A 22541-nucleotide genomic window follows, 5' to 3' on the forward strand; every position below is an offset into this window, starting at 1 on the left:
CAGCGCAATCGCGCCTTTTCGCCGGGCATCCCGTCCAGCAACAGCATCACGGAGTCAGAATGGGTCAGGAAAAGCTGTATATAGAAAAAGAATTAAGCTGGTTATCGTTCAACGAACGCGTGTTACAGGAAGCAGCGGACAAAAGTAACCCGCTGATTGAACGTATGCGTTTCCTCGGGATCTATTCGAACAACCTTGATGAATTTTATAAAGTTCGCTTTGCCGATTTAAAACGCCGCATTCTGATTGGGGAAGAACAAGGTTCACCCAGCACGCCACGCCACCTGCTGAAGAAGATTCAACAACGGGTACTGAAGTCTGACCAGGAATTTGATGCGCTGTATAACGATCTGCTGCTGGAAATGGCGCGTAATCAGATCTTCCTGATTAACGAACGCCAACTGTCACCCAACCAGCAGGTATGGTTACGTTACTATTTCAAGCATCAACTGCGTCAGCACATCACGCCAATTCTGGTCAATCACGACACCGACTTAATCGAATTCCTGAAAGATGATTACACCTACCTGGCGGTAGAAATTATTCGTGGGGACGATAAACGCTACGCACTGCTGGAGATTCCGTCCGATAAAGTGCCACGCTTCGTTAACCTGCCTGCTGAGTCGCCACGTCGTCGTAAACCGATGATCCTGTTGGATAATATCCTTCGTTATTGCCTTGATGATATCTTTAAAGGCTTCTACGACTATGATGCGCTGAACGCCTATTCGATGAAGATGACGCGTGATGCTGAGTACGATCTGGTCACGGAGATGGAATCCAGCCTGCTGGAATTGATGTCTTCCAGCCTGAAGCAGCGTCTGAATGCGGAGCCGGTGCGCTTCGTGTATCAACGGGATATGCCAGATGAAATGGTGGAGATGCTGCGCCATAAACTTTCCATCTCCAACTACGATTCGGTGGTGCCGGGTGGCCGTTACCACAACTTTAAAGATTTTATTAGCTTCCCGAATGAGGGCAAAAGCAATCTGGAAAATCGCCCGTTGCCGCAGATCCGCCACATCGGTTTTGATGGCTTCCGCAACGGCTTTGATGCGATTCGTAACCGCGATGTGCTGCTCTACTATCCGTATCATACCTTTGAGCATGTGCTGGAACTGCTGCGTCAGGCGTCTTTCGACCCGAGCGTGCTGGCGATCAAAATCAACATCTACCGAGTAGCCAAGAACTCACGCATCATGGATGCGATGATCCACGCCGCCTACAACGGCAAAAAAGTGACGGTGGTGGTGGAGTTACAGGCGCGTTTCGATGAAGAAGCCAACATCCACTGGGCCAAGCGTCTGACCGAAGCTGGCGTCCACGTTATCTTCTCTGCGCCGGGTCTGAAAATTCACGCCAAGCTGTTCCTGATTTCGCGTCGCGAAGGGGAAGAGATTGTGCGCTACGCGCATATCGGCACCGGTAACTTTAACGAGAAGACCGCACGCCTTTATACTGACTACTCTTTGCTGACGGCGGATGCTCGTATCACCAACGAAGTGCGTCGGGTGTTTAACTTTATTGAAAACCCTTATCGCCCGGTGAGTTTCGACCATTTAATGGTTTCACCGCAAAATTCGCGCAATATGCTTTATCAATTGATTGATAACGAAATTGCCAACGTGCAGCAGGGAATTCCAGCGGGCATTACGCTGAAAATTAATAACCTGGTAGATAACGGGTTGGTGGATCGGTTGTATGCTGCTTCAGCGGCGGGGGTGAAAGTGAACCTGCTGGTACGCGGCATGTGCTCGCTGATCCCCGATTTACCGGGTATCAGCGAAAATATTCGCGTGATTAGCATCGTTGACCGCTACCTTGAGCATGACCGCGTCTATATTTTCGAAAGCGGCGGCGATAAAAAAGTGTTCCTCTCCTCTGCGGATTGGATGACACGTAACATCGATTACCGTATTGAAGTGGCCGTGTCGATCCTCGACCCGCGTCTGAAACAGCGCGTGCTGGATATCATCGCCATCCTGTTTAGCGATACAGTTAAAGCCCGTATCGTGGACAAAGAACTGAGTAACCGTTATGTGCCGCGCGGCAACCGCAGAAAAGTGCGCTCGCAACTGGCGATTTACGATTACATCAAGCAACTGGAACAACCTGAATAATTCCTATGCCAATATCCCATAAGAGTACGCCAAAGCCTCAGGAGTTTGCGGCCATCGACCTTGGCTCCAACAGTTTCCATATGGTGATTGCCCGTGTGGTGGATGGCGCCATGCAGGTGTTGGGACGCCTCAAGCAACGCGTGCATCTGGCCGATGGGCTGGATGCACAAAATCGGCTGAGCGAAGAAGCCATTCAACGCGGGCTGAATTGCCTGGCGTTATTTGCCGAGCGTTTACAGGGATTCAGTCCAGCCAACGTAACTATCGTCGGGACGCATACGCTGCGTCAGGCCATCAATGCGGAAGAGTTTTTGCAACGCGCGGCCGACGTCATTCCATACCCGATTGAGGTGATCTCGGGGAATGAGGAAGCACGTCTGATCTTTATGGGTGTGGAGCACACCCAGCCGGAGAAAGGCCGCAAGCTGGTCATTGATATCGGCGGTGGTTCGACTGAGCTGGTGATTGGCGAAGATTTTGAGCCACAACTGGTGGAAAGCCGCCGAATGGGATGCGTCAGCTTTGCCCAGCTCTACTTCCCGAAAGGGGAAATCTCGCCGGAAAACTTTCGTCGCGCCCGTCTGGCAGCAGCACAGAAGCTGGAAACCCTGTCGTGGCAATATCGCCTGCATGGCTGGCAGTATGCGCTGGGCGCATCAGGAACCATCAAAGCGGCCTGCGAAGTGCTGCTGGCGATGGGCGAGAAAGAGAAACTGATTACCCCGGAACGGCTGGACCAGTTGTACAGCGAGGTGATCAAGCACAAATCCTTTGCTGCACTCAGCCTGCCGGGCTTGTCCGAAGAGCGCAAAGTGGTGTTTGTTCCGGGCCTGGCGATTTTGTGTGGCGTGTTTGATGCGCTGGCCATTCGCGAGCTGCGTCTGTCGGATGGTGCGCTGCGCGAAGGCGTGCTGTATGAAATGGAAGGTCGCTTCCGTCATCAGGACATTCGTAGCCGCACCGCCCAGAGTCTGGCAAACCACTACGCTATCGACAGCGATCAGGCTCGCCGCGTGTTGGAAACCACTGAACAACTTTATCTGCAATGGCTCGATCAGAATCCCAAACTGGCTAACCCGCAGCTTTCTGCCCTGCTGAAATGGGCGGCGCTGCTGCATGAAGTCGGGCTGACCATTAACCATAGCGGTATGCAGCGCCATTCGGCCTATATCCTGCAAAACACCAACATGCCGGGCTTTAACCAGGATCAACAGATGCTGCTGGCGATGCTGGTACGCTTCCATCGTAAAGCGGTGAAGATGGATGAGATGCCGCGCTTCACCCTGTTTAAAAAGAAGCAATTCTTACCGTTGGTTTTCCTGCTGCGTCTCGGCACCCTGCTGAACAATCAGCGCCAGGCGACCACGCGTCCGGATTCGCTGAAATTGTCCACCGATGACGGCCACTGGACGCTCACCTTCCCGTCTGGCTACTTTAGCCAGAATACATTGGTGCAGTTGGATCTGGAGCGCGAGCAAAGCTACTGGAATGAAGTGACCGGTTGGAACCTGATTCTGCAAGAGGAGTAAACGCGGGTTACTATGAGCATTCGTCCTGACAACTATTTCGCGGAAAAATATGGCCTGACACCACCGCATTCGGAAGTGCTGGAAGCGCTGCCCAAATTAACGCCCGGTAAAGCGCTGGATTTGGGGTGCGGCCAGGGCCGCAACAGCCTGTTTCTCAACCAGCAGGGCTTTGATGTGACCGGCTGGGACAGCAATCCGCAGAGTCTGGCGCGGTTGCAGCAGATTATCCATGAGGAGCAGCTGCAAAATATCCGCGCTGAGTCCTGTGATCTGAATCAGGTGCGCTTCAACGGCGAGTATCAGCTGGTGCTGTCCACCGTGGTGATGATGTTCCTGCAACCGCAGAGCATCCCGCAGTTGATTGCTGATATGCAGGCCAGCACGGTGAAATATGGCTATAACCTGATCGTCGCGGCGATGAGTACCGATGACTATCCCAACCCGCTGGATTTCCCGTTCACCTTTAAATCCGGCGAACTGAGCCACTACTATCGCAACTGGCATATCGTGAAATACAACGAACATGTGGGTGAGTTGCATCGCCGTGATGAAAACGGCCAGCGCATCCGCTGCCGTTTCGCCACGTTGCTGGCACAAAAGGCAAGTTACTGACCGTAGCGGCGCGATTTATCGCGCGGGTTTTTCCTGCAACGCGCACGAAATTGCGCGATAAATCGCGCCGCTACGTGTTGGGTGGGTATTTTTAACCTTTTCTGCTCATTTTTCACCCAGCGATTGATTTAGCGATCTAAGTATGACTAAATGTTGCAATCGCCCAGAAGGGTATCAACAGGAAACACCCCGCGTGAATAACGCTTTCCCCGCACGAAGACGTCCCAAAACCGGTTCGATGACACGTATTGTTTTGCTGATCAGTTTTTTTATTTTGGTTGGCCGTCTGATTTTTACCATCCCTGGTGCCATTGAGCATCATCAGCAAAAGAAAGCCACATCTGATCCGGTGACACAAAGCAGTAACGACACGCGTTAAGGAATTTGCGAGTCACTGCGCCGCCACATTGTCCATTGCGACGATGATGTTTGTTACGTCCTGTTTACCCGTAACGCACTACACTTCGAACTGACATTTACAGACACAAAGGACGCGTTATGTCTGCCACGCCCGCGCAACAACTGACTGAAACCCGCCATCGCATTCTTAACCTGCTGCTCACGCAACACGACCTGGTTGATGTCCTGCTGGATAAGTCGGTTGACCTGCCTGCCAGCAAACTGAAAGAAATCAGCGAGTGGCGTCATCAGTTGGAAGGCGATTTGCAGATGCTGCACGCCGCGGATTTGGCCGATATTCTTGAGGCGCTGCCGCAGGAGGAACGCCAGGCGTTGTGGCGCTTAGTGCCCTGTGAACAGCGCGGTCGGGTGTTGGTGGAAGCGTCCGAAACCGTCTGGGCCAGTCTGACGGAAAGCATGACCGATCGCGAAATTCTGCGCGCGATCCAGCCGCTGGATATTGACGATCAGGCTTATCTGGCGCGTTATCTGCCGCGTGATCTTACCGGCCGTCTGTTGACCACCCTCGATCCCAGCCAACGCGCCCATGTTCTCAGCGTGGTGGAGTTCGATCGCGATCGGGTTGGTCGTATTATGGATTTCAACATTCTGACGGTGCGCGCCGATGTCACCCTCGGCACCGTACAACGCTTTCTGCGCCGACGTCAGACCATGCCGGATGGTACCGATAAGCTGTTTATCACGGATAAAACCAATCAACTGCTGGGTGAACTGCCACTCACCACCATCCTGCTCAATCCGCCAGAAACGCGGGTGGACGCGGTGATGAATGCCACGCCGACCACCTTCCAGCTCAATGATAAAGCCGAAGATGCCGCTGGCGCGTTTGAGCGTTATAACCTGATTTCTGCCGCCGTTACCGACGCCAAAGGCAAGCTGATCGGCCGCGTTATCGTTGAAGACGTGATTGACCTCGTCAATGAAGAGAATGAGAGCAATATCCGTAAAATGGGCGGTATCAGTCAGGAGGAGGATGTCTTCGCGCCAGTACGCAAAGCAGTGAGCAAGCGCTGGGCATGGCTGGCGATTAACCTCTGCACCGCTTTCGTTGCATCCCGCGTTATCGGCCTGTTTGAAGAAACCATTTCACAACTGGTGGCATTGGCTACCCTGATGCCGATTGTCGCCGGCATTGGCGGCAACACCGGCAATCAGACCATCACCATGATTGTGCGCGCACTGGCGCTGCATCAGGTGGAGCCGGGCAACTTTTCGTTTCTGATTATACGTGAGCTGGGTGTTGCGCTGCTTAACGGCGTGTTCTGGGGCGGCATCATGGGGGCCGTCACCTGGATGATGTACGATAATCTGGCGTTAGGTGGCGTTATGATGCTGGCGATGGTGCTGAACCTGCTGCTGGCCGCGCTGATGGGGGTGCTGATCCCGCTCATTATGACCAAGCTGAAACGTGATCCGGCGGTCGGCTCCAGCGTGCTGATTACCGCCATCACCGATACCGGCGGATTCTTTATTTTCCTCGGCCTCGCCACCCTGTTTTTGTTGCACACGTAATTTCGCACAACCTAATGCGCAGGGGCGCTATCTGCCAGCTAGAATCAGCCATACCTTAACCTCGCAGGAGAATACGATGTTTAACGTGGATGATTTTGTGCAGTCGAAAACCGGTGGTCCAAAAATGTTGGTGCTACGCGTTGACGGCGATACCCTGTGGTGCGCCCGAATTGATGATGCCACCAAAAAGGAAATTGCGATCAAAGCCGACACCGTCAATCTCTATCACGAAGACGGTGACTTCGGCGTGTGTTGATGGGCTTCGCCGGGGATTAGCCCGGCGGATTATCCTGCTGCACGTTGTCGCTGCCAATGCCGCCAATAAAAGGCAGTCGCAGACGCAATGGGGTAAAATCCAGCCCCATATTCAACCCCAGAATATTGAGTTCAAACCCTTCTTCCGCGCCGAGAGTCACCCCCGCCACCCCCAGCACTGATACCTGAATCCCACGCCCCGATGGCGGCAACCCGATTGGCCGCCATAAAGGGCGATAATCTTTGCCGACCGCGTTGGCAGGCAAATCCAGCGCCAGTGCCGGTACTTCACGACCAATATGAGCAAGGAAGGTGTTGCTGTTCGGGCCCGGCCAGGCATGGTAGGTCTGCGGCCAGGGATAGGATTTGATCGCGGCTTCAATCTGCGGAATCATCGCCTGCGCTGCCGCCCCGCGATGATCGACCAGCAATCTTGGCCGTGCACCATACCAGTAGCCATCGGGGAGATTGGCGTTGTGCCGCACTTTATCGTCACTCCCCCAACTGATCACTTCATAGCGGTTGTACTGTGTTTCTCCAGCGCGTTTAAAAATAATCCACGGATGGACCGCCACCGCCCCTTTCCAGCCATAGGTGGGGGCGGCATAGACCTGAACAATGGCTTGTGCAGCATAGACGCGCGGATCGGGGGCGATGCCAGCAGAATCTCGCCGTGCCGACCACCAGCCCCCGCGTTCGCTGGAGAGCTCACCGCTGCGGTTAGCCTGCGCCAGACTGGCTCCCAGCGAGAGCAACACAACACATAAAAACGTGAAGACAACGGCTTTCAATGGCAGCATTAAGGAAATCCTGTTGGTGAAAAAAACGTCTGATTATCTTGCAACGAAATGGTGAGTTTGTATTCACTAACTATGCGGTGGGATATTCAAGCGGTGCTGGTTGGCGTGGATGATTGTGACACTACGTAAGGAGGCGCTGACGATGGAGAATTAAAAGTCTGCTACGTTATTTTGTCATCATTACCATGCAGTATGGGTGACCATCAAATTCATAAAAGGGTAATCATAATGAAAAACGAAAATCCCACTGTTGCGCTGATTGGCCCCGGTGCCATTGGCACCACCATTGCGGCAGTACTGCATGAGGTGGGACGCACGCCAACCATTTTTGGACGCACGGCTCATCCGCAACTGGAGCTGCGTACCGATGAAGGCAACATCATTGTGCCTGGCCCGGTACTGACAAATCCGGCGGCAGTAGCAGCGCCCTTCGATCTGGTTTTCGTCGCTGTCAAAACGACGCAGATTGCAGCCACCGCACCCTGGCTGACTGCGTTATGCCACGAACAGACGGTCGTCTGCGCGCTGCAAAACGGTGTTGAACAGCCAACACAGTTAGCCCCCTTTGTCGCAGGTGCCACGGTTCTGCCCTCAGTGGTGTGGTTCCCTGCGCAACGTGAACCTGACGCCTCGGTGTGGCTGCGCGCCAAACCCCGCCTGACTCTGCCGGCGACCCCGCAGGCCCACCTGGTAGTGACCGCGTTGCGCGATACCCGCTGTCAGGTCGATATCTCAGACGATTTTAAATCGATTGCCTGGCGTAAGTTATTGCAGAACGCGGTCGCCGGGTTGATGGTGCTGGCAAATCGTCGTGCCGGAATGTTTTCGCGTCCTGATATCACTGAACTGGCGCTGGCGTATCTGCGCGAATGTCTGTCGGTAGCACGCGCAGAAGGCGCGAATCTGAGTGATGCGGTGCCACAGGAGATTGTCGATGGCTTCCATCGTGCACCGGTGGATTTAGGCACCTCGATTCTGGCGGATCGCCAGGCCGATCGCCCGCTGGAATGGGACATCCGCAACGGCGTCGTACAGCGCTATGGCCGTGTCCACGGTATCGCTACCCCGATTAGCGATGTGGTGGTGCCGCTGCTGGCGGCGGGCAGTGACGGACCGGGTTGATGAAACAAAAAAGCCCGCAATAATGCGGGCTCAGGATGATTATGCAACTGGAGCGGGGATTATTCCCACTCAATGGTTGCCGGTGGTTTACCTGAAATATCATAAACCACGCGTGAAATACCGTTCACTTCGTTGATGATGCGGTTGGAGACACGACCAAGGAAGTCATACGGCAGGTGCGCCCAATGTGCGGTCATAAAGTCGATGGTTTCGACTGCGCGCAGTGACACTACCCAATCGTATTTACGACCATCGCCCATCACACCCACGGAACGGACCGGCAGGAACACGGTGAACGCCTGGCTGACTTTGTTATACAGGTCAGCTTTATGCAGTTCTTCAATGAAGATGGCATCGGCACGACGCAGTAGATCACAATACTCTTTCTTCACTTCGCCCAGTACACGCACGCCAAGGCCTGGACCCGGGAACGGGTGACGGTACAGCATGGCATATGGCAGGCCCAGCTCCAGACCGATTTTGCGCACTTCGTCTTTAAACAACTCTTTTAGCGGCTCGACCAGACCTAACTTCATCTCTTTCGGCAGGCCACCGACGTTGTGGTGCGATTTGATGACATGCGCTTTGCCAGTGGCAGAAGCCGCCGATTCAATCACATCCGGATAGATGGTGCCCTGTGCCAGCCATTTTACGTCAGTCAGTTTGCCCGCTTCTTCGTCGAAGACTTCAACGAATACGCGACCGATGATTTTGCGTTTGGCTTCCGGATCGTTTTCACCCGCCAGCGCTTCAAGGAAACGCGTTTCCGCCGCTACGTGGACAATGTTCAGCCCGAAATGGTCGCCAAACATCTCCAGCACCTGGTCAGCTTCGTTCAGACGCAGCAGGCCGTTGTCGACGAATACACAGGTCAGACGGTCACCAATCGCGCGGTGCAGCAGCATCGCAGTGACGGAAGAATCCACACCGCCAGACAGGCCAAGGATGACTTTGTCTTCGCCAACCTGCTCGCGAATACGCTCAACCGCATCTTCGATGATTTTTGCCGGGGTCCACAGCGCTTCACAGCCGCAGATATCGCGCACAAAGCGCTCCAGCATTCGCAGACCCTGACGGGTGTGAGTCACTTCCGGGTGGAACTGCACGCCGTAAAAACGCTTCTCTTCGTTGGCCATGATGGCAAACGGACAGGTTTCGGTGCTGGCGACGGTAACGAAGTCAGCCGGGATGGCAGTCACTTTGTCACCGTGGCTCATCCATACGTCCAGCAGCGGTTTGCCTGCATCGCTGATGGCATCTTCGATGTCACGAATCAGCGCGCTCGGGGTTGTCACTTCAACCTGCGCATAACCAAACTCACGTTCGCTGGAGCCTTCAACTTTACCACCCAACTGCATCGCCATGGTCTGCATGCCATAGCACACGCCCAGCACCGGCACGCCAGCGTTGAAAACGTATTCCGGTGCACGCGGGCTGTTCAGTTCGGTGGTACTTTCCGGGCCGCCAGAAAGAATGATGCCGTTCGGGTTGAACTGACGAATTTGCTCTTCGGTGACATCCCACGCCCAGAGTTCGCAGTAGACGCCCAGCTCACGCACGCGGCGCGCGACCAGTTGCGTATACTGAGAACCAAAATCGAGGATCAAAATGCGATGTTTATGAATATTTTCAGTCGTCATTGCGGCGTTTCCATTGGGATGGACTTAATAATAAAAGCGCCCGGCTAAAGCCGGGCGGTAAATCTTACGGGATTATGAACCCAAGCGGTAGTTCGGCGACTCTTTGGTGATGGTCACGTCATGGACGTGGCTCTCCTGAATGCCTGCGCCGCTGATACGCACAAATTCAGCTTTGGTGCGCAGGTCATCGATAGTCGGACAACCGGTCAGACCCATACAGGAGCGCAAACCGCCCATCTGCTGGTGCACGATCTCTTTCAGACGGCCTTTATAGGCTACGCGACCTTCGATACCTTCCGGCACCAGTTTGTCGGCGGCATTATCGGTCTGGAAGTAACGGTCTGAAGAACCTTTAGACATCGCGCCCAGTGAACCCATGCCACGGTAGGATTTGAATGAACGGCCCTGATACAGCTCGATTTCACCCGGAGATTCTTCCGTACCCGCCAGCATAGAGCCGACCATGACTGCCGCCGCACCGGCTGCGATTGCTTTTGCGATGTCGCCAGAGAAACGGATACCGCCATCAGCAATCACCGGAATACCGGTACCTTCCAGCGCTTCTACCGCGTCAGAAACGGCGGTGATCTGCGGAACACCTACGCCGGTTACGATACGGGTAGTACAGATTGAGCCAGGGCCAATACCCACTTTCACCGCGCTCACACCCGCCTGCGCCAGCGCCAGAGCACCAGCACCGGTGGCAACGTTGCCGCCGATAATCTCGAGGTCCGGGTATTTCGCACGAGTTTCACGGATACGCTGCAACACACCTTCAGAGTGACCGTGTGAGGAGTCGATCAGCAGAACGTCCACGCCTGCCGCAACCAGCGCATCAACACGCTCTTCGTTGCCCGCACCGGCACCTACCGCCGCACCCACACGCAGACGGCCCTGCGCATCTTTACAGGCGTTCGGTTTACGTTCGGCTTTCTGGAAATCTTTAACGGTGATCATACCCAGCAGGTGGAAGCTGTCATCCACCACCAGCGCTTTCTCAACGCGTTTTTCGTGCATTTTCTGCAACACGATGTCACGGGCTTCGCCCTCTTTCACCGTGACCAGGCGTTCTTTCGGTGTCATCACCGCAGAAACTGGCTGGCTCAGATCGGTCACGAAACGCACGTCACGACCGGTGATGATACCTACCAATTCGTTGTCGGCGTTAACCACCGGGTAACCGGCAAAGCCGTTACGCTCGGTCAGTTCTTTCACTTCCGCCAGGGTGGTGGTCGGCAGCACGGTTTGTGGCTCGGTGACCACGCCGCTTTCGTGTTTCTTCACCTTGCGAACTTCATCCGCCTGGCGCTCAATTGACATGTTTTTGTGGATAAAGCCCAGACCACCTTCCTGTGCCAGCGCGATCGCCAGACCGGCTTCGGTCACGGTGTCCATCGCTGCGGAGAGCATAGGGATGTTCAGACGAATGTTTTTCGTCAGTTGGGTGCTGAGATCGGCCGTGTTAGGCAGAACGGTAGAATGAGCAGGAACGAGCAGAACGTCGTCAAATGTGAGTGCTTCTTTAGCGATTCGTAGCATGGCAATATCTCAACCTGGGGGTGAATGAGAACAGATAAAATATTGCCGCGGCATTATACAGGCCGAAATCGGTTGCCTCCAGTGTTTTTTCAGAAAAACTCTTGATCCCCTGTACCAGCCATGTAGTATCGGTTAATTAACCCTCTGATTTGATATTTGATCTCCATCACATGTCGCTACCGCCAACCGCCAATATTTTTACTGTCAGCCGCCTGAATACCACGGTGCGTCAACTGCTGGAAAATGAAATGGGCCTGGTGTGGCTCAGTGCTGAGATATCCAACTTTACCCAACCGGCATCCGGCCACTGGTACTTCACCCTGAAGGATGATGGTGCCCAGGTACGCTGTGCCATGTTCCGTAACAGCAACCGTCGGGTGGCCTTTCGCCCCCAGCACGGTCAGCAGGTGCTGGTGCGTGCCAGTATCACGCTGTACGAACCGCGTGGCGACTATCAACTGATTATCGAAAGCATGCATCCGGCCGGTGAAGGCTTGTTGCAGCAGCAGTTCGAACAGTTGAAAACCCGGCTGGCGGCAGAGGGTTTATTTGATCAGCAATTTAAACAACCGTTGCCGGACCCGGCACGCCAGGTTGGGGTGATCACATCGGCAACCGGCGCGGCGCTGCACGATGTGCTGCGCGTGCTGCACCGTCGTGACCCTTCCCTGCCGGTGGTGATTTATCCCACCGCGGTGCAAGGAGTGGATGCCCCCGCTGCGATTGTGCGCGCCATTGAACTGGCAAACCTGCGCGATGAATGTGATGTGCTGATTGTCGGACGTGGTGGCGGTTCGCTGGAAGATTTGTGGAGCTTCAACGACGAACGCGTGGCGCGCGCCATTTTTGCCAGCCGCTTGCCGATTGTCAGCGCAGTCGGCCACGAAACTGATGTCACCATCGCCGATTTTGTTGCCGACCTGCGTGCGCCAACCCCCTCAGCCGCCGCTGAGCTGGTGAGCCGTAATCAGCTGGAATTGTTGCGCCGTCTGCAATCTCAGCAGCAACGCCTGGAAATGGCGATGGATTACTATCTGGCGCAGCAGCAGCGCCGCTACACGCGTATTCTGCATCGCTTGCAGCAGCAACACCCGCAACTGCGGCTGGCACGACAAAACACCGCCCTGCTGCAATTGCAGCAGAAACTCCATGACGCAATGGATCAGCGTCTGCGTAGCGCCAGTCGTCAACAGGATCGTCTGCTACAACGCCTGAACGCACAGCAGCCACAGCCACGTATTTTGCGTGCTCAGCAACAGCTACAGCAGTGGCAATATCGGCTGCAACAGGGAATGCAGAACCAGTTAAATCAGCATCGTCAGCGCTTCGGCACGCTGGCGGCACAGCTTGAAGGGGTCAGCCCGTTGGCGACCCTGGCGCGTGGCTTTAGCGTCACCACGGATACCCAGGGCCATGTGGTGAAGAAAATGCAGCAGCTGAGCAAAGGCGATCTGCTACGCACCCGGCTGGATGATGGTTGGGTGGAAAGTGAAGTGACCGCCCTTACCCCGCAAAATAAAACCGGACGTAAACCCCGAACCTGATCCGTAGCGGCGCGATTTATCGTGCGCGAAGCCTGAAAAAAACGCGCGATAAATCGTGCCGCTACGGGCCTTGCTATACTTTCTGACACATTCATCTGTCAGGGAGTCTGATATGCCTTACAGCGTGATTCCGCCTTACATGTTGCGCAATATTATTGCGCATGGCTCCGCGCCACAGCAGGATTATGCACGCCGCACGCTGACCCATGTTCAACATCTGATGGCCGAACACAAACGCACCACCTCCCCCAACAGCGCGACCACACCCGGCCAGGTAGTGCGTGCGATTTACGATGCCGAACATACGCAAAATCTGCCCGGCACGCTGTTACGCCAGGAAGGCCAGCCTGGCAACGGTGACGTGGCAGCAGAAGAAGCCTGGAACTATCTCGGGATCACTTACGATTTCTACTGGCAAATCTATCAACGTAACTCGCTGGATAACCGGGGGTTAAAACTGGACGGTACCGTGCATTACGGCAAGGAGTATCAGAACGCGTTCTGGAACGGCCAGCAAATGGTGTTCGGTGACGGCGATGGTGAGATCTTTAATCGTTTTACCATCGCCATCGACGTAGTGGCGCATGAGTTAACCCACGGCGTGACCGAAAGCGAAGCCGGGTTAGTTTATTTCTCACAGTCGGGTGCGCTGAATGAGTCGATGTCGGATGTGTTCGGTTCGCTGGTAAAACAATTTCACCAGCAGCAAACCGCCGATCAGGCCGACTGGATCATCGGAGAAGGGTTGCTGGCAAAAGGGATCAACGGACGCGGCCTGCGCTCCATGTCAGCGCCTGGCACGGCGTATGACGATCCGATGTTAGGAAAAGATCCGCAACCTGCCGATATGGCCCATTACATCGAAACCCGTGATGATAATGGTGGCGTACACCTCAACTCCGGGATTCCTAACCGGGCATTTTATCTCGCTGCCAAAGCGCTGGGCGGTTTTGCCTGGGAACTGGCGGGTCAGGCATGGTACGACACGTTATGCGACCGTAGCCTGCCGCAGGATGCGAATTTCAGCACCTTTGCTGGCTTTACCATCCAGCATGCCAGCAAACGCTTTAATCGCTCGGTGGCGGATGCAATTCAATCTGCATGGCAGGAGGTAGGTGTGATGTGAACATTCCCCCACTCACCGATGATGCGATTATTGAACTGGCCCGCGAAGGCGGGCTGGCTTTTATCCCACGTTTACGTGGCGAACGCCGTTTTGCCCTGGCGCAATTGCCTGAACCGCAAAAACACCGGGTATGCAGCGTGCTTGAGCAGGCGATGTCACTGGGCGAACCAGAAGATCAGGCTGCCAGCATGGGGCGTGGCGATCAACGCTATTTTCGCCTGCAAATCAGTTATGCCACCCATCAGCAGTCAGGAACGATTGTGATACTGATTCCTGAGCAGGTTGCGCCACCCGAGCTGGAAGCGCTGTGGCGAGATGGCGAACAGGCATAAAAAAAGGACCGGCGATGTCGGTCCTTTTTTCGTTTACCCGGCCAGCAGGCACTGGCCTAGGCAGTGACGGTTACGGCAGAGCGTAGGCGATCACGTAATCACCACGGTCCGGAGACTGACGAGCACCACCTGCGGAGATCAGGATGTACTGTTTGCCGGTTTTCGGAGACACGTAGCTGATCGGGCCACCCTGGCTACCTACTGGCAGACGGGCTTTCCACACTTCTTTACCGGTTGAGCTGTCAAACGCACGCAGGTAGTAATCCTGAGTACCGGCGAAGAATACCAGGCCACCCTGCGTTGCCAGAGAGCCACCCAGCGTCGGCATACCAATAGGCATCTGAGCGTGCATCTTGATACCGAACGGACCGGTATCCTGCACCGTACCTACCGGCACCTGCCACACAATCTGACGGGTCTTCATATCAATCGCAGACATGGTACCGAACGGCGGAGCCTGGCACGGAATACCCAGCGGAGACATAAAGCGGTTTTTGTTGACTGCATACGGTGTGCCTTTCAGCGGCACCGCACCCATACCGGTGTTCACCGCTTCGCCACCATTGCTGGTAGCTGCTTTGCTGGTGTCCTGCGGAACCATCTGCACCCACAGACCCAGACGCATATCGTTGACGAACATGTACTGGTTGTTCGGATCAAACGAGATGCTACCCCAGTTCATACCACCCAGAGAACCCGGGAAGCTGAGGGACACATCGGTGTCCGGCACGGTAAACAGGCCGTTGTAACGCATGGATTTGAAGCTGATACGACACATCAGTTGGTCGAACGGCGTAGCACCCCACATATCAGACTCTTTCAGGGTCTGGTTACCGATGTTCGGCATTTCTACCGAGTGCGGTTGGGTTTTGGTGTATTGCTCGTTCGGGATGTGGCCCTGCGGCATCGGCAGTTCTTCAACTTTGGTCAAAGGCTTGCCGGTCATGCGGTCCAGTACCCAGATCATACCGGTTTTCGCACCGATCACGACCGCAGGCTTAGTGGTACCATCCTTCATCGGGAAGTCAACCAGGCTCGGCTGCATCGGCAGGTCGAAGTCCCACAGATCGTTATGGACGGTCTGGTAAACCCACTTCTCTTTACCGGTAGTCGCATCAAGCGCCAGAATAGATGCGCCGTATTTGTGATCCAGTTTGGTACGATCTGCACCATACAGGTCAACAGACGAGCTACCCATCGGCAGGAACACGGTGTTCATCGCCGGATCGTAGGACATTGGTGCCCAGGAGTTCGGGGTGCTGCGGGTATAGTCTTTGCCCGGCATCAGTACGGCATTCGGGTCCACGTTGCCTGGGTCAAACGCCCAACGCATCTGGCCAGTGATGACGTCGAAGCCACGCAGTACGCCGCCCGGCATGTCGGTTTGCACGTTATCAGCAACACGACCGCCCACCACTACAGTGGTACCTGCCATCGCAGGCGCGGAAGTCAGCTGATACTGCGGGTCTGGTGCGTTGCCGAGGCCCGCTTTCAGATCCACCACGCCGTGGTTACCGAAATCTTCACAGAACTCACCGTTGTCAGCGTTGATAGCAATCAGACGCGCATCGATGGTGTTCATCAGGATGCGACGCTGACAGGTATCACCCGCCGCCAGAGTCACCGGGGTCACCGGCGTTGAGCCAGGTTGAGTCGGTTGCGTCAGCGGTTTGGTCGCGTCAAAGTACGCCAGGCCACGGCAGCGGTTCCACACCTGAGACTGGGCGTTGATTTCACGTTTCCAGATCTGCTTACCGGTATCAGCCGCAACCGCGATCACGTTATTGTGTGGCGTACACAGGTACAGGGTATTGCCAACCTGCAACGGGGTTTCCTGATCTTCCGCGCCGTTACCGGTCGGGCTGATCGGGGTATCACCGGTGTGGAACGTCCAGGCGACTTGCAGATCCTTGACGTTATCACGCGTGATCTGGTCCAACGCCACAAAGCGATTACCACCCGGGGTGTTACCGTAATTGTCCCAGTCTTTCTGCTGTTTCGCTTTATCCACAGGAATCAGCGGCAGCTCTTTGCCTTCATAAGCCACGGTCGGATGAGGCTGGAACATCTGAACAAAGGTCACCACCATGCCCACGGCAATCACCGCAGACAGCGCGTAAGAGACTTTAGCCAGCGAGGTTTTTCCCTCAGCTTTGCGCAATGCAGGCCAGGTCAGGAACGCCAGCAGCATCAGGCCAGCAGGGACCATCAGGCGTGAAACCAGCGGCCAGAATACCCAACCCGCATCCACCAGCGCCCAAATCAGGGTGCCAGCGAAGACCAGAATAAACAGGGTAACGGCTGAAGATTTACGACGGAAGAATTGAACCGCCGACAGCAGCATAACAATACCGCTGATCAGGAAGTACCAGCTGCCGCCAAGAGAAACCAGCTTACCACCGCCGATGGCGAAGAACAGGCCAACGGCCAACAGGACCAGTCCGAACAATACAGACCAGATGCTCAACCCTTTACAGGGGCGAGCGGGATTTTCTGCCATAACACAAACTCTCCTGAAAAAATAAAGCGCAGGTGCCAGATATGGGTGCTTTCCGGTCACAGATCCCGTGCCCTGCCTGTGGCAGGAATCGTTTCGTTTACGTCTTTATTTTAGAACTATTGGTACGGGTGCGACGCCCGAGATGCAGTCTTGTGAGGAAGGACACAGCGAAGCGCTATTGATGTTCGTCACAAGGCGGCAGGATTGTACCACCTGGTACATTAAAAAGTGAACATCCATAACGCAGGAGTTACTGGGTAATAGCATTTTTGCTACAAATCCAGTCGTAACTTATTAAAATTTAAGAAGCTGAAATAGCATATTTCCGTAGCGGCGCGATTTATTGCGCGGGGGCTTTCTTACATCGAGCGCGGAATTGCGCGATAAATCGCGCCGCTACGATTCGGCAACGTCGGGGATAAACGTCACCCGCTTTTTCGAAATCAGGCCGTCGCCGTGCTGGCAAAAATAATCCACTGCGCCACAAGCTTTCAGCACCTGCAACGGTTGATGGCAATCCGGGCAGATGGCGATCTCACCAAAATGGCTGCCGCAGTGGCGACAATCGAATCCCGCATCGCTGTGGGTGAGTAATTGCTGACAGTTGGGGCAATGGGCGCTCATATCGTTCTCCAGACAGATAAAAAAATGAGGGCCAATCTGGCCCTCATCATCTTATTTCTTGTTCTTTTTCAGGTGCGCCATCAGACGCTTACGTTTACGCTGCTGCGTTGGCGTCAGCAGGTTACGTTTGCCTGCATAGGGGTTATCCCCTTCTTTGAACTGAATACGAATCGGCGTACCCATAACGTTCAGTGAACGGCGGAAGTAGTTCATCAGATAACGTTTGTAGGAATCAGGCAGATCCTTCACCTGGTTACCATGAATCACCACAATCGGCGGGTTATAACCACCGGCATGCGCGTATTTAAGCTTCACGCGACGACCACGCACCAGCGGCGGCTGATGGTCTTCGGCAGCCATATTCATGATGCGCGTCAGCATCGAGGTATTCACACGCTTGGTGGAACAATCGTAAGCTTCGGTCACTGACTCAAACAGGTTACCCACACCACTGCCGTGCAGGGCCGAGATAAAGTGCACACGCGCGAAGTCGATAAAGCCCAGACGGAAATCCAGCGTCTCTTTCACTTCATCTTTCACTTCCTGCGACAGGCCATCCCATTTGTTGACCACGATGACAAGTGAGCGCCCACTGTTCAGGATAAAGCCCAACAGCGACAGGTCCTGATCGGAAATGCCCGCACGCGCATCAATCACCAGCATCACTACGTTAGCGTCTTCAATCGCCTGTAGGGTCTTAATTACCGAGAATTTCTCCACGGTGTCGGTGATTTTTCCGCGTTTACGTACACCGGCGGTGTCGATCAGAATATATTCACGATCGTCACGTTCCATCGGGATGTAGATGCTGTCACGCGTGGTACCCGGCATGTCATACACCACCACACGGTCTTCACCGAGGATACGGTTAGTAAGTGTTGACTTACCCACGTTAGGACGGCCCACAATAGCCAGTTTGATTGGCAGCGTGGTCGGGTCGAAGTCATCTTCTTCCTCATCGATCAGCGTCTCACCGTTCTCTTCTGCCGCTAACGCCGCCCAGTAGGCTTCGTTTTCGTCCTCTTCGCTGACTTCCAGCGGTGCCACTTCGTCCATCCACGGCAGCAGTGCCGTTTCCAGCAACGATGTCACGCCACGACCATGAGAAGCCGCGATTGCATGAATCTCACCGAGGCCGAGCGCGTAGAAATCCAGCACCGCCGCTTCCGGATCAAGCCCGTCCGTTTTGTTCGCCACCAGGAACGTGGCCTTCTCACGCGCCCGCAGGTGATTGGCGATCTGCTGATCGGCTGGCATCACACCCGCACGGGCATCCACCAGGAACAACACCACATCCGCTTCTTCAATCGCCAGCAGCGATTGTTCCGCCATGCGGTTTTCAACGCCTTCTTCGGTGCCATCGATACCACCGGTATCAATAACAATAAATTCGCGCCCTTCAACTTCGGCGCGACCATATTTGCGATCGCGAGTCAGTCCAGGAAAATCCGCCACCAGCGCATCACGGGTGCGCGTTAAGCGGTTAAACAGCGTAGATTTTCCCACATTGGGACGCCCAACCAGCGCGACCACAGGTACCATAACACTTGCCTCAGTTTTTAAAATTTAATCGCCCGAATGGCGTGATTATAACGGCATTTGCCGTAAGGTTCAGGCTGAAGGCGCTAAGAATACCATAAAAACGAAACGGCCCCTGAACAATCAGGAGCCGTCGTAACCTACAGCCAGACCAGGCCCTTAACGGGAGATGGCGTAAACCTCACCGTCTTTTGACTGAATCAGCAGCTTGTCACCCGCCACCACCGGCTCGGTCTGGAAGCCGGAGCTATCGAGTTTCTGCTGTGCCACAAAGCGGCCATCCAGCGTATTGATCCAGTGCACGTAGCCTTCACTGTCACCCACCACCAGGTAGCCGTCAAACAGCACCGGGGAAGTCAGGTTACGGTGCAGCAACTCACTCTGACGCCAGATAGCCACACCGCCATCGGCGTTCAGTGCATCGACACGGTCATTCTGGTCAACCAGGTAAATACGGCCACCATCAACAATCAGATCTTTCACGCCACCGATTTCGCGTTTCCAGATAATCTGGCCTGAACGCAGGTCCAGCGCCGTCAGGTTGCCGTTGTAGGCCAGCGCGTAAACCACGCCATTGACGATCACCGGCGTGGTATCGACATCGTTCAGACGATCGATCTCAGTCGCACCACTTGGCTGCGAAATACGCTGCTGCCAAATCAACTGCCCCTGGTTCATGATCACTGCGCTGACGCGACCATTGTCACCGCCAACAATCGCACCGCCGAAGGCAACCGCTGGCGCGGATTCACCACGCAGTGACAGCGCTGGCATATCCAGGTTGACGCTCCACTTGATGGCACCGGTGGCCTGATCCAGTCCCTGCAACTGACCGTTGCTGGTGTGAATCAGTACCAGGCCATCGCTGACCACCGGACGCGACAACGCTTCACCCGCGACCTTCGTCTGCCAGGCAATGCTGCCATCGCTGGTGTTCAGTGCAAAGACCTGACCGCGTTCACTACCGATAAAGATGTGATCGCCGTTCGCGGTGACACCACCTGACAGCAGAGCGGAGATGTTTTTCGAGAAGAAGCCGGTCTTCTCAGAGAGATTCACTTTCCATTTTTCTTTGCCGTTGCTGGCATCGAGCGCTTTCACCACGCCAAAGCGGTCAGCCGCATAGACGGTACCGTCCTGCCAGGCCGGATGCAGATTGGAGTAGAAATCACCCACACCATCGCCAACCGAGGTACTCCACGCGGTTTGCGGCGTAAACTGGTTTTCAACCTTCGGCAGCGGGGCCATTTTCACTACATCTTCTTCGCCGCTGAACAGCGAGCAACCGCTGAGCAGGGTGACTGAAATCAGCCCTGGCAGCAGGTATTTACGTAATTCCATGTGCGCTCTCTTGACTGGCTTAACTTAAGTTATTCATCTTCATCTGCAACATTTGCTTCAGTGCCGGAGAAGCTTGCGACTCCGCACCTTTGCTCCAGGCATCACGCGCGCCCTGCTTGTCGCCTTTGCTCAGCAGCGCTTCGCCACGAATGTCCGCTACGATAGCTGTCCAGCCATCACCCTTAACATTGTTGAGGGTAGAAAGTGCGGCATCGGCCTGATTTTGTTGCAGTTGAATGCGTGCCAGACGCAGGTTAATTACCGCCTGCAGGTTGGCATCTTTGGTATCTTTCAGCCCGCTCTGCAACAGAGCGATGGCTTTGTCCAGCTGGTTGGTCTCAACGTACTGCTTCGCCAGGTCCAGAGACGCCAGCGCACCGTAGGTGTTGTTGTTTGCACTGGCAAAACTGGCAACCGCTTCCAGCGTTTGCGGCTTATCAGCCTGCATGGCACTGGTCAGCTGCTGATACTGTGCTGAGGCTGCTTTATCGGCGCCTGCTTGATGGCTGGCCCAAAAACGCCAGCCGCCCAATGCTGCGATACCGATGACAACGCCTACCGCCAGCGCCTTGCCATTGTTGGCAAAAAAGCGACGCAGCGCATCAACCTGTTCGTTTTCGTTGCTGTAAACTTCCACGCAATCTTTCTCCTAAAAATGGCTGTTGCGATGCACGCTTACTGCAACAGCGTGCGCAACGTCGCGGCGGCTTCACTCTGGGCCAGCGTCTGCTGATCGCCGGTACGCAGGTCTTTAATCACTACCTGCCCGGTTGCCACTTCATCTTCACCCAGCACCAGCGCAATGCGCGCGCCCCACTTGTCTGCACGGGCAAACTGCTTTTTGAAGTTACCACCACCGAAGTTGGTCATCAGCTTCAATTGGGGGTCAGCATCACGCAGTTTTTCCGCCAGTTGCATCGCGGCAGACTGTACGCCCTGCCCCGAAGCGATAACATAGACATCAACAATGCGCGTCGGTTCAAATTCCGGGTTAACGGCCTGAACCAGCAACACCAAACGCTCCAGACCCATGGCAAAACCAACGGCTGGCGTCGCGCGGCCACCCAGTTGCTCCACCAGGCCATCATAGCGACCACCACCACACACTGTGCCTTGTGAACCCAGCGCACTGGTCACCCACTCAAACACGGTACGGTTGTAATAGTCGAGACCACGCACCAGGCGTTGGTTGATGCTGTACTTGATACCGGCATCATCCAGCAGAGCACACAGACCACTGAAGTGCGCGCGGGAGTCTTCATCAAGGAAGTCACCCAGCGTCGGCGCATCATTCAACAGCTGCTGGACGTCCGGATTCTTGCTATCAAGCACACGCAGTGGATTGGTGTACATGCGGCGTTTGCAATCTTCGTCCAGCACCTCTTTGTGCTTTTCGAGGAAGGCCACCAGCGCGTCACGGTAGTTGGCACGCGCTTCCAGGGAGCCGATAGAGTTCAGCTCCAGTTGGACATGGTCGGCGATACCCAGCGCTTTCCACCAGCGCGCGGTCATCATAATCAGTTCCGCGTCAATATCGGGTCCTTGCAGACCAAACACTTCCGCCCCCATCTGGTGGAACTGACGGTAACGACCTTTCTGGGGGCGCTCATAACGGAACATCGGGCCCATGTACCACAGACGCTGCTCCTGGTTATACAGCAAACCGTGTTCGATACCGGCGCGCACGCAGCCCGCCGTGCCTTCAGGACGCAGCGTCAGGCTTTCGCCATTGCGGTCCTCAAAGGTGTACATCTCTTTTTCAACCACGTCGGTGACTTCACCAATCGCGCGGCTGAACAACGGAGTCTGCTCAACGATCGGCAGGCGAATTTCACTGAAACCATAGCTGGCCAGCACCTGCTTGAGCGTACCTTCAATACGCTGCCAGATTGCCGTATCTGCTGGCAGGTAATCGTTCATCCCGCGAATCGCTTGAATATTCTTCGCCACGTTAGAATCTCTTAAGACAAAAAAACCTGTCCGGCA

General features: G+C 54.9%; 19 protein-coding genes. 10 read left to right on the forward strand and 9 right to left on the reverse strand.

The features are described from left to right. Positions 1-59 precede the first annotated feature (59 nt). From ppk1 to AC6I8N_RS14920, 6 genes are all read left to right on the forward strand, one after another. Positions 60-2120: a polyphosphate kinase 1 gene (gene ppk1 / locus AC6I8N_RS14895; protein WP_208723829.1), complete on the forward strand. Its 2061-nt coding sequence runs from the start codon at positions 60-62 to the stop codon at positions 2118-2120. Positions 2121-2125: 5 nt separating this feature from the next. Continuing rightward, positions 2126-3649 carry an exopolyphosphatase gene (ppx, locus tag AC6I8N_RS14900; RefSeq protein ID WP_021184330.1) on the forward strand — a complete coding sequence of 508 codons (1524 nt, stop codon included), beginning with the start codon at positions 2126-2128 and terminating at the stop codon, positions 3647-3649. 12 nt (positions 3650-3661) lie between these two features. Further along, a complete protein-coding gene (gene tehB, locus AC6I8N_RS14905) occupies positions 3662-4261 on the forward strand; it encodes a tellurite resistance methyltransferase TehB (protein ID WP_021184331.1) in 600 nt (199 codons plus the stop codon). A gap of 193 nt (positions 4262-4454) precedes the next feature. Further along, a complete protein-coding gene (locus tag AC6I8N_RS14910) occupies positions 4455-4640 on the forward strand; it encodes a YfgG family protein (protein WP_036626450.1) in 186 nt (61 codons plus the stop codon). Between the two features lie 119 nt (positions 4641-4759). Beyond that, complete coding sequence (gene mgtE / locus AC6I8N_RS14915) at positions 4760-6193, forward strand: magnesium transporter (RefSeq protein WP_497829377.1); 1434 nt, start codon at positions 4760-4762, stop codon at positions 6191-6193. 76 nt (positions 6194-6269) lie between these two features. Further along, positions 6270-6449, forward strand: coding sequence for a GDFGVC terminal motif YodC-like protein (locus tag AC6I8N_RS14920; protein WP_021184335.1), 180 nt, complete (start codon positions 6270-6272; stop codon positions 6447-6449). A gap of 16 nt (positions 6450-6465) precedes the next feature. On the opposite strand, the gene AC6I8N_RS14925 is transcribed toward AC6I8N_RS14920, so the two are convergent. Further along, positions 6466-7248, reverse strand: a complete 783-nt coding sequence (locus AC6I8N_RS14925) for a DUF3750 domain-containing protein (RefSeq protein WP_415175168.1) — start codon at positions 7246-7248, stop codon at positions 6466-6468. A gap of 228 nt (positions 7249-7476) precedes the next feature. Between AC6I8N_RS14925 and AC6I8N_RS14930 the strand changes: the two genes are divergently transcribed. Continuing rightward, positions 7477-8370 carry an oxidoreductase gene (locus AC6I8N_RS14930; protein WP_497829378.1) on the forward strand — a complete coding sequence of 298 codons (894 nt, stop codon included), beginning with the start codon at positions 7477-7479 and terminating at the stop codon, positions 8368-8370. Positions 8371-8429: 59 nt separating this feature from the next. Here the strand turns inward: AC6I8N_RS14930 and guaA are convergent, their stop codons facing one another. Both guaA and guaB read right to left on the reverse strand, forming a co-directional pair. Then, entirely contained in the window at positions 8430-10010 is a 1581-nt protein-coding gene (gene guaA, locus AC6I8N_RS14935; protein WP_415175170.1) for a glutamine-hydrolyzing GMP synthase, read from the reverse strand. Positions 10011-10082: 72 nt separating this feature from the next. Next, positions 10083-11549, reverse strand: a complete 1467-nt coding sequence (gene guaB / locus AC6I8N_RS14940; protein WP_013510071.1) for an IMP dehydrogenase — start codon at positions 11547-11549, stop codon at positions 10083-10085. A gap of 170 nt (positions 11550-11719) precedes the next feature. Here guaB and xseA point away from each other — a divergent pair, with 170 nt between their 5' ends. The 3 genes from xseA (at position 11720) to AC6I8N_RS14955 (ending at position 14551) form a co-directional block, all read left to right on the forward strand. Continuing rightward, complete coding sequence (xseA, locus tag AC6I8N_RS14945) at positions 11720-13093, forward strand: exodeoxyribonuclease VII large subunit (RefSeq protein WP_497829379.1); 1374 nt, start codon at positions 11720-11722, stop codon at positions 13091-13093. A 112-nt stretch (positions 13094-13205) separates the two neighbouring features. After that, positions 13206-14219: a M4 family metallopeptidase gene (locus tag AC6I8N_RS14950; protein WP_497829380.1), complete on the forward strand. Its 1014-nt coding sequence runs from the start codon at positions 13206-13208 to the stop codon at positions 14217-14219. Next, positions 14195-14551, forward strand: a complete 357-nt coding sequence (locus AC6I8N_RS14955) for a protealysin inhibitor emfourin (RefSeq protein ID WP_497829381.1) — start codon at positions 14195-14197, stop codon at positions 14549-14551. The genes AC6I8N_RS14950 and AC6I8N_RS14955 overlap by 25 nt, the downstream gene beginning before the upstream one ends. A gap of 70 nt (positions 14552-14621) precedes the next feature. Here AC6I8N_RS14955 and AC6I8N_RS14960 read toward each other — a convergent pair whose 3' ends face one another. From AC6I8N_RS14960 to hisS, 6 genes are all read right to left on the reverse strand, one after another. Continuing rightward, positions 14622-17051: a glucose/quinate/shikimate family membrane-bound PQQ-dependent dehydrogenase gene (locus tag AC6I8N_RS14960; RefSeq protein ID WP_497829382.1), complete on the reverse strand. Its 2430-nt coding sequence runs from the start codon at positions 17049-17051 to the stop codon at positions 14622-14624. A gap of 396 nt (positions 17052-17447) precedes the next feature. After that, complete coding sequence (locus AC6I8N_RS14965; RefSeq protein WP_021184343.1) at positions 17448-17675, reverse strand: zinc ribbon domain-containing protein; 228 nt, start codon at positions 17673-17675, stop codon at positions 17448-17450. A gap of 51 nt (positions 17676-17726) precedes the next feature. Beyond that, positions 17727-19217, reverse strand: a complete 1491-nt coding sequence (gene der, locus AC6I8N_RS14970) for a ribosome biogenesis GTPase Der (RefSeq protein WP_021184344.1) — start codon at positions 19215-19217, stop codon at positions 17727-17729. A 156-nt stretch (positions 19218-19373) separates the two neighbouring features. Beyond that, the gene (gene bamB / locus AC6I8N_RS14975; protein WP_208723819.1) at positions 19374-20555 is read right to left on the reverse strand and encodes an outer membrane protein assembly factor BamB; all 1182 of its coding nucleotides are present in this window, start codon (positions 20553-20555) and stop codon (positions 19374-19376) included. Between the two features lie 19 nt (positions 20556-20574). Beyond that, positions 20575-21192 (reverse strand): YfgM family protein, encoded by a 618-nt coding sequence (locus AC6I8N_RS14980; protein WP_021184346.1) that lies wholly within the window; start codon positions 21190-21192, stop codon positions 20575-20577. Between the two features lie 38 nt (positions 21193-21230). Further along, positions 21231-22505: a histidine--tRNA ligase gene (hisS, locus tag AC6I8N_RS14985; RefSeq protein WP_497829383.1), complete on the reverse strand. Its 1275-nt coding sequence runs from the start codon at positions 22503-22505 to the stop codon at positions 21231-21233. Positions 22506-22541 lie beyond the last annotated feature (36 nt).

This window comes from Pantoea sp. X-Soil-TKNS-1279 (assembly GCF_059730565.1).